The following is a 5,734-nucleotide window of genomic DNA, read 5'->3' on the forward strand; positions in this document are numbered from 1 at the left end:
GCTATCAAAAAACTCCCCAATCGCGATATACAAAGAGTTTCAAAGAACTTAGTTTAATTTTTAGTACCCATTAGTGATAAAATGATATAAATAATCGCTCAAAAATACACTACCAGTCTTTCATCCCGTATTATGCGATCACAAATACGGTGTACCCTGACAAGGAAACCCCATAATGCGAATTACTTCCTCCCGGCATACCACCGGCATTTATTTTCTTTTACAGGCGCAACACCACGGATATCCTTTTGAAAATATATTTGTACCTTCATCCTTTTATATGGGCAGGACAACAAACACAACCGCGGTTATATTTGATATGGACGGAGTGCTCCTGGATTCGGAGCCGGCCTGGAAAAAGGCCGAATACGAGGTATTTACCGCTCTCGGGGCGGAAGTGCTTCCCGAATTCACCCGGCGTACGGCCTCCATGACCACCGCAGAGGTAACCGCATTCTGGTATAAAATGTATCCGTGGCAGGGAAAGAGTATCCCTGCCGTAGAAAATGAGGTTATAGATCTCGTGAGCCATTATATACGTACCTCGGTCCCTTTATCCGACGGGTTGCTTCCGTTACTCTCCATGATACACACTACGGGTTACAAGATAGGCTTGTCCACCAATGCACCGGCCCGCCTTATTCCGCTGGTGATGGAAAAATCCGGGATCGGGCGGTTTTTTGATGCCATTTCGTCTTCAGACCACGAGGTAAAAGGGAAACCCCACCCCGCCGTATACCTGAGAACAGCAGAAAAACTGGGGGTAATACCAACGCAGTGCATCGTGTTTGAAGATTCTCTTCACGGACTCGCTGCTGCAAAAAATGCAGGTATGAAAACCGTGGTCATCCCCCACCCGTCCCTCTCCTCCCACACAGGGTTCGACAGTGCCGACATAAAAATATCCCGGCTTTCCGACTTTACCCCGAAACACCTTTCCGCATTAGCCGGATATTGAGAAACTGCTTGTTTTTGAGACTCGAAGTCACAGATACATTTACTCCCGACTTCCGGCTATTCCATCACTTCCTGTTTTGTCAACCAATACATTTGATTATTCATACAAGAAAACGTTTTCGTAACACCCATATCTCAACAAAACAACACATCATATGAATAATAAAAAGTTTTTAACATATTAAGGTTCATTGTTTCTAAAAAGAAAAAAGATATTTTTTGGCAGTATATTAAGAATAATATTAAATTTGGAGCCATGAAAACCGATATAAGATCAACAGACCGAAGGAATTTCATCAAGTCGGCTTCACTGGCTTCTGCCGGATTGCTCGGTTTCCAGGGAGTTCAGGCCATAGGGGCCATGGAAAATACATCACGGGGCACTTCTCCCCTTTCACTCCCGGAAAAACTTACCGTAGTATTCCAGGGCGACTCGATCACCGATGCCGGAAGGGACCGCAAATATTATTACCCCAACGAATCCCGTGGCATGGGGCTGGGATATGTATTCAATGCCGTAAGCAATATGATGGCTGCCCATCCCGGAACGGAGTGGACCATCTACAACCGGGGAATAAGCGGAAACAAGGTATACCAGCTTTCCGACCGCTGGAATGACGATTGCCTGCAGCTACAGCCCGATGTACTCAGTATTCTTATCGGGGTCAATGACTTCTGGCACACACTGAATGGCAATTACGACGGTACTGCAGCCGTATATGAACGTGATCTCAGGGCATTGCTGGACCGTACCAGAAAGGAATTTCCCGATGTAAAGCTTATTATAGGCCAGCCTTTTGCCGTAGACGGAGGCACGGCCATTACCGATACATGGTTCCCGGGTTTCAAAGCGTACCGCGAAGCGGCACACCGGGTCGCCGAAGACTACAATGCCGTATGGGTTCCCTACCAGGAAATTTTTGACGGGGCCTTAAAGAGCGCCCCCGCATCATACTGGTGCCCGGACGGGGTACATCCCTCCATTCCCGGAGCCTACCTGATGGCCGAAGCCTGGATAAAAGGATTTGAAAGCTTATTCTGAACAATATAAAATTATACACAAAAAACCAACCAAGATTTTCCTTTGTGAAATGAAAAACCCCGGCATATGTGCCGGGGTTTTTTGAGTTTATATTACTCGTAATGTCCCTTAACTGAAAGAACAAACATAATATTTCCTTTCACTTCATAAACCAACCGGTGTTCTTTGTTTATCCTCCGTGACCACATTCCGGACAAATTGTATCTTAAAGCTTCGGGCTTTCCCCTTCCGGTAAAAGGATGTTCTGTCAATTCTTCCAGAAGTGTAAGCAATTTATTGAGTACGGCTTTGTTTCCTGACTTTTTATGGAAGGCAATATCTTCCTTTACTTTGTCGGTAAAGTCCAGATAATAAGCCATGTCACAATTTTAAAAAAGCTTTAAGGTCTTCTTTCTTTACTCTCGTTACCTGACCGTTCTCAGCCTGCTGTTTACTATCCAATACTTTTTCCACAAACGCAGGATCATAAGGGCTTTTCTCTTTGGTAAGCTCAAATTTTATCTTCAATGCTTTCATAAACGCCTTTATGGCCTCTATTTGTGAAGCATCATCTGTATATGCCGTGATGTTTACCGGTTTCATCCTTATATTTTTTACACCATTATTACTGACTAATACAAAGTTACAAATTTAAAGTTATGAATTTTATTCCTGTTCTCCATATAATTTGCGCTACAATGTCTTCGCATTCTTTACCTTCTGGCCGGTAAGGGCCAGGTTCAGAACCTCGCTCATATCCGTCACATAATGGAACGTAAGCCCCTTGAGGTATTCGGGCTTGATCTCCTCTATATCTTTCCTGTTATCTTCACATAACAGTATTTCCTTGATACGGGCCCGTTTGGCGGCGAGGATCTTTTCCTTGATCCCCCCTACCGGGAGTACCTTGCCACGAAGCGTGATCTCCCCCGTCATGGCTATGCTTTTCTTCACTTTCCTCTGGGTAAAGAGTGAAACCAGCGAGGTCAGCATCGTTATCCCCGCACTCGGGCCGTCTTTGGGAGTAGCTCCTTCCGGTACGTGGATATGCACATTGTATTTGTCAAAGATTTCCGGGGCTATCCCGAGCTCGCCGGCATTGGCCTTGATATACTCCATGGCGATGGTTGCGGATTCCTTCATCACCTTACCGAGGTTCCCCGTGATGGAGAGGTTGCCCTTGCCCCTGGAGAGAATGGACTCTATAAAGAGAATATCCCCGCCTACACTGGTCCATGCCAGCCCGGTAACAACCCCGGCCACTTCGTTGTTCTCGTATTTGTCCCGTTCCATACGCGCCGGGCCCAGTACTTTTTCTATATCTTCCGGGGAGACCTTGACGTTATAATCTTCCTCCAGGGCTATGGATTTTGCCGCATAGCGCACCATCTTGGCGATCTGTTTTTCCAGTCCCCTTACCCCGGATTCACGGGTATATCCCTCAACGATCTTTTCCAGTCCTTTCTTGCTGATCTTCAGGTCGGCAGGCCCCAGGCCATGTTCCCTGAGCTGTTTGGGCAGCAAATGCCTTTTGGCGATCTCCACTTTTTCCTCTATGGTATACCCGGTTACGTTGATGATCTCCATCCTGTCGCGAAGTGCCGGCTGTATGGTGCCCAGGTTATTGGCCGTAGCGATAAACATCACCTTCGAAAGGTCGTATCCCAGTTCCAGGAAATTGTCGTAAAACGACGTGTTCTGTTCCGGGTCGAGTACCTCGAGCATGGCCGAGGAAGGATCGCCCGCATGACTTGACGAGAGTTTATCTATCTCGTCCAGTACAAATACCGGGTTAGACGTTCCCGCTTTCTTAAGCGATTGTACGATCCGCCCCGGCATGGCCCCGATATAGGTTTTCCTGTGCCCCCTGATCTCCGCTTCATCCCGGAGTCCGCCGAGGGATATCCGTACATATTCTCTTCCCAGTGCCTCGGCAATCGACTTGCCCAGGGAGGTTTTCCCCACCCCGGGAGGTCCGTACAGGCACAGTATGGGCGATTTCATATCATTTCGCAGCTTGAGTACCGCCAGGTATTCTATGATCCTTCGCTTTACCTCGTCCAGCCCGTACTGGTCGCGGTCCAGGATACGCTGCGCCCTTTTCAGGTCGAACTTGTCTTTGGAATAGGTTCCCCAGGGGAGTTCGAGAAGCAGGTCGAGATAATTCCGCTGTATCGAATATTCGGCCACCTGCGGGTTCATACGCTGCATCTTGGCCAGCTCCTTTTCAAAGTGCTCCCTGACCTTGTCATCCCATTTTTTCTTTTTGGCCTTTTCGCGCATCTCCTCTACCTCTTCTTCATACGATACGCCCCCGAGCTCTTCCTGGATGGTTTTCATCTGCTGGTGCAGGAAATACTCCCGCTGCTGCTGGTCCATGTCGTGCCTCACCTTAGACTGTATATCGATCTTCAGTTCCAGCTTCTGGAATTCCACATTCAGGTATTTAAGGGTGGCCAGCGCGCGTTCCCTGAGATTATTCATTTCCAGGAGTTCCTGCTTTTCCTGAACGCTCAGGTTCATGTTGGAAGAGACAAAATTGACCAGGAAGGAACCGCTGTCGATATTCTTAATGGCAAAAGAGGCTTCCGACGGAATGTTCGGACTGTTCTTTATGATCTGCAGCGACAACTCCTTTATCGACTCGATAATCGCGATAAACTCCGGGTTCTCCCTGTCGGGCCTTACCTCCCCGACCTCCCTGATCGCAGCTTTAATATAAGGTTCTGTATCGATCACACGATCTATCTCAAAACGCTTTTTTCCCTGTATGATCACGGTAGTATTTCCGTCAGGCATCTGCAATACCCTCAAAATACGGGCTACGGTACCTACGGTATTGATATCGTCTACAGAAGGGTTTTCCACTTCTTCATCCTTCTGGGATACCACCCCTATGGTCTTGCCTCCGTTATTGGCATCCTTGATCAGCCGGATCGATTTATCCCTTCCTGCCGTAATGGGGATTACCACCCCCGGAAATAAAACCGTATTGCGCAACGGTAAAATAGGAAGCTCCGCGGGAAGTTCTTCCCTGTTGATCTCTTCCTCATCCTCGGGAGTCATTAAAGGGATAAGTTCCGATTCCTCGTCTATTCCCTGAAATGACAAATTGTCAATATTCAAAAACTTTGTTTTAGCCATAAAGTATCTATAAGTCATTCTGTCATCCGGACAGATTTACAATAACTATTGTTATCCTATAACGTGCTTAAAACCAACAGACACGCTTTTATTTTATTTTGAGTATAGGTATAACGCAATAGTTATGCCAAGTAGTACTTTTCGGTTGGGGGGTATAGTTCTTAGTTCTTAGTTGTTAGTTCTTAGTTTGGAAGTGTCATTCAGAGACCTAACGTTTGGGCAACCGCATAAATGAAGATGACGTTTTTGTCTTCATAGATCAAATGTGATAAACCCACACATAACTCCTCCCTTCAGACGAAGGGAGGTGGCTCATCTTCGATGAGACGGAGGGTTTTGAAAGCCCGGATCATAAGGATAATCCCAAACCTTTGGGAATATACGCCAAAGTTCAGGCCGTTCAAAACTCCCCGGCCAGCATAGCTGCCCACCCCTCCCAGCCTGTCCGGCAGGCAGGTTCGTCTGAAGAGGGGAGTTTTTGAAATGGAGCAACTTACGATAGACACGTCATGGGTAGCGAAGCGAACCCGCCTGTCCGGCCTTTAGATTTGTAAATATAAATAAAATCTATAATGATGATGTTGAAAGAGGGGGGGTCTGGGGGGAGACTAA

Annotated in this window: 5 protein-coding genes; 2 read left to right on the forward strand and 3 right to left on the reverse strand. The window is 47.0% G+C overall.

Annotation, left to right across the window (positions count from 1 at the left end):
* Positions 1 to 280 precede the first annotated feature (280 nt).
* Together hxpB and DN748_RS18705 are read left to right on the forward strand one after the other, a co-directional pair.
* Entirely contained in the window at positions 281 to 958 is a 678-nt protein-coding gene (gene hxpB, locus DN748_RS18700) for a hexitol phosphatase HxpB (RefSeq protein WP_112373371.1), read from the forward strand.
* A 255-nt stretch (positions 959 to 1,213) separates the two neighbouring features.
* A complete protein-coding gene (locus DN748_RS18705; RefSeq protein ID WP_112373367.1) occupies positions 1,214 to 1,999 on the forward strand; it encodes an SGNH/GDSL hydrolase family protein in 786 nt (261 codons plus the stop codon).
* A gap of 92 nt (positions 2,000 to 2,091) precedes the next feature.
* Here the strand turns inward: DN748_RS18705 and DN748_RS18710 are convergent, their stop codons facing one another.
* The 3 genes from DN748_RS18710 to lon all read right to left on the reverse strand — a co-directional run bounded on the left by DN748_RS18710 (position 2,092) and on the right by lon (position 5,122).
* Positions 2,092 to 2,358: a Txe/YoeB family addiction module toxin gene (locus DN748_RS18710; RefSeq protein WP_112373368.1), complete on the reverse strand. Its 267-nt coding sequence runs from the start codon at positions 2,356 to 2,358 to the stop codon at positions 2,092 to 2,094.
* 1 nt (position 2,359) lies between these two features.
* Positions 2,360 to 2,581 carry a DUF2683 family protein gene (locus DN748_RS18715; RefSeq protein ID WP_112373369.1) on the reverse strand — a complete coding sequence of 74 codons (222 nt, stop codon included), beginning with the start codon at positions 2,579 to 2,581 and terminating at the stop codon, positions 2,360 to 2,362.
* Positions 2,582 to 2,671: 90 nt separating this feature from the next.
* Positions 2,672 to 5,122: an endopeptidase La gene (gene lon / locus DN748_RS18720; RefSeq protein WP_112373370.1), complete on the reverse strand. Its 2,451-nt coding sequence runs from the start codon at positions 5,120 to 5,122 to the stop codon at positions 2,672 to 2,674.
* Positions 5,123 to 5,734: the final 612 nt, after the last annotated feature.

It is taken from the genome of Sinomicrobium soli, assembly GCF_003285545.1.
Classification (GTDB): Bacteria; Bacteroidota; Bacteroidia; order Flavobacteriales; family Flavobacteriaceae; genus Sinomicrobium.